A 3304-nucleotide genomic window follows, 5' to 3' on the forward strand; every position below is an offset into this window, starting at 1 on the left:
ACCCGCCGCGTCGGCGGGGAACTGCCGGGACAGGACCTTGCGGCCCCTCCAGTCCAGGACGCACAGCCAGTGCGAGTCGGCGTGGGTGTCGACCCCGCAGAAGACCGGCCCGCGGGCGCCGGGTGTCGATTCGGTTCTCATGTCTCGCTCCGTTCTTTCCGTGCTCGCCTGGACCGGGCAGACGGCACACTGACGGGGCGCGATAGAATGCGGTTGTTCGGGTCCGCGGTATCGCTCCATGCTCCTATTAGGTCATGCGGCGGTCTCGGCTCGCCGCGGGCCGCGCGGGACATGTCAGAAAACGAGGGCAGCCCTGTGGGCGCCAGCGGAATGTGGGGTCACCGCGCGGTCCGCATCTGATGGTGTCGACGCCAATGGTATACGGGTGCGCCATCGACGTCTTCAATTAAGAAGATATCAGTGCGGAATGCATTCAGAGGGAAACCCGTAGGGCCCCTTCGTCCTCGGTCCTCTGGAATTAAAGCTGAGGAGAAGAATGGCGCGCTTCGCGCATAGCGTGGAGTGCGGCGAGGGCTTCTTGCGTCCTGCGGAGTGTGCCTAAAAGTAAACTGATGGCGGGCCTTGCGATGTCCAGCTTCAGCGGAAGGCCGCTGGGTGAGGGTGGTGCCTGGGGCGACGTGCAAAAAACGGAGTTTTCAGCAGCCAAAGATCGATGCATAAGGCCATAGCCGGCCCTCGCTGCCTTTGTTGATGATTTTGCAAGACAATTGGGCCTTGGCGATGCTCATATATGGCTGGTTTCTCGCCGCATGTTATCCAGATGGGACGAGTCATGAGGACGATCTACCTTTTGAAAGACTTTTGACACGAAAATCTTATCTTGCGATGCTGAAAACTCGCAAAAATGCACGCTCCGGAGGGGGCTACCATGTTGCGGTTCGAAACCCAATGCGTCATTCTATGCAGTATATTGACCTATTTATGCAAGATAGCTTACACGCGCATGCCACAGGATTGATGTTTGCCTCGGCGCTGCGTAATCCACCCTGCCCATAGCTTCTTTGACAGGAGGCCGCGGTCCCTCTTGGGATCGCGGCCGTTTTGTTGTGGGTCAAATATGAACGTTGTGTTAACGACTCGGTGGACGGTGGCGTTTTTCAGTGAGCGGCGTATCCTTCCAACGGTTTATCTAGTGTGTCAGTTGAAAGGAAGAGGGCGCTCGTCATTGTTTGAATGTGAACTGCCGTTTGACCACAAGACATTGCATCTGGAGCTCGAGGATGAGAACTTCGCGGGTGTGATGGAAGGTCACCAAAACGAGTTTAAGACTGCAAAATCGCAGGAAGAGCTGGTAGAGGAGTCGCTTGCCAACCCTTATGGATCGCCTTCGCTCGAGGAGCTTTGCGCTGGCAAGAAGGATATTGTCATCATTAGCTCCGACCATACGCGCCCCGTTCCCTCGCGTGTGACGATGCCTATTCTGCTGCATCACATCCACTCCGCTGCGCCTGAGGCGCGCGTTCGCATTCTGGTTGCTACGGGTATGCATCGTCCGTCGACACACGAGGAACTCGTCAACAAGTATGGCGAGGAGATCGTTGCCAACGAGGAAATTGTCATGCACGTCGCGACCGACGACAGCATGATGGAAAAGATTGGCACCCTGCCTTCTGGTGGCGAGTGCATCATCAACAAGATTGCCGCCGATTGCGATCTACTGCTTGCCGAGGGCTTCATTGAGCCGCACTTCTTTGCCGGTTTTTCTGGCAGCCGCAAGTCCGTGCTGCCCGGTATTGCCAGCTACAAGACCATCATGTACAACCACAACGGCCAGTTTGTGAACGATTCCCATTCGCGCGCCGGCAACCTGTGCCACAACCACGTGAGCGAGGACATGTTTGCCGCTGCCGAGATGGCTCACCTTGCCTTTGTGCTCAACGTGGTGCTCAACGGCAAGCACGAGGTCATCGGCTCCTTTGCCGGCGACATTCACAAGGCGCACGAGGCCGGCTGCGAGTTCGTGAAGAGTCTTGCCGGCGTTGAGCCCGTCGAGTGCGAGATTGCCATCACCACCAACGGTGGCTATCCGCTCGATCAGAACATCTATCAGGCCGTGAAGGGCATGTGCGCTGCCGAGGCCACACTTCCCGAGGGCGGCGTGATCATCGATGTCGCCGGTTGCGCCGATGGTCACGGTGGCGAGGGCTTCTATCACAACATCGCTGACAACGATCCGGCAGAGTTTGAGCGCGCCTGCATCGACCGTCCTAAGGACGAGACCCTGCCCGACCAGTGGACGAGCCAGATCTTTGCCCGCATCCTGGCGCATCACCCTGTGATCATGGTCACCGACCTGTGCGATCACCAGATGCTCAAGGATATGCATATGACGCCGGTCAACACCCTCGAGGAGGCGCTCAAGCTCGCCTTTGAAATGAAGGGTGCCGATGCCAAGGTAGCCGTCATTCCCGATGGCCTGGGCGTTGTCGTCGCTCAGCACTAGCGCGCGGCCTAAACGAATCGTTTGTAACCGACAAGAAAGATAATGTTTTATGCTTACCAAACTCCTCTGCGAATTCGGTGCAACGGCCCTCATGATCATCTTTGGCGTGGGCGTACACTGCGATACCGTGCTTAAGGGCACCAAGTATCAGGGCTCCGGCCACATGTTTGCCATCACCACCTGGTCTTTTGGCATCTCGGTCTGCCTGTTTGTCTTTGGCGGCGCCGTGTGCATGAACCCGGCTATGGTGCTTGCCCAGTGCATCGTCGGTCTGGTGCCGTGGAGCAGCTGCATCCCCTTCATGATTGCCGATATGCTCGGCGGCTTTGTGGGCGCCGTAATCGCTTGGTTTATGTATGCCGATGAGTTCAAGGCTTCCGAGGGCGTCGTCGACCCCATCGCCCAGCGCAACATCTTCTCGACCAACCCCACCACCGAGGGCACGAACTATGCCCGCAACTTCTTCTGTGAGGCTATCTGCACCTTTGTGTTCATCAGCGCCATCCTTGCTGCCGCTAGCCGCGCCGGCGAGAACGTTCTGATGCTCGCTATCTGCGTCGGCCTGATCGTTTGGGCCGTTGGCATGGGCATGGGTGGCATCACCGGCTTCGCCATGAACCAGGCACGCGACCTTGGTCCTCGCATGGCCTATCAGGTGCTGCCGATCAAGAACAAGGCTGACAACAACTGGAAGTACGGTCTGCTCGTTCCTGGCATCGCGCCGTTTATCGGTGCCGCTCTGGCCGCGCTGTTTGTGCACGGTTTCTTGGGCATGTTCTAGTCCAAGGCCGCATAGTAGTCCGCTGGCCGCATGGGGTGACTTCCCAGCGCGTCCTCGGA

At 57.9% G+C, this 3304-nt stretch carries 2 protein-coding genes; both read left to right on the forward strand.

From position 1 onward, the window contains the following. Window positions 1-1186 precede the first annotated feature (1186 nt). A complete protein-coding gene (gene larA / locus ACQRCA_RS08300; protein ID WP_427719870.1) occupies window positions 1187-2464 on the forward strand; it encodes a nickel-dependent lactate racemase in 1278 nt (425 codons plus the stop codon). Window positions 2465-2513: 49 nt separating this feature from the next. Then, the gene (gene larD / locus ACQRCA_RS08305; RefSeq protein WP_427719871.1) at window positions 2514-3245 is read left to right on the forward strand and encodes a D/L-lactic acid transporter LarD; all 732 of its coding nucleotides are present in this window, start codon (window positions 2514-2516) and stop codon (window positions 3243-3245) included. Window positions 3246-3304: the final 59 nt, after the last annotated feature.

Source organism: Collinsella sp. SGI.095 (genome assembly GCF_050314535.1).
Lineage (GTDB): Bacteria > Actinomycetota > Coriobacteriia > Coriobacteriales > Coriobacteriaceae > Collinsella.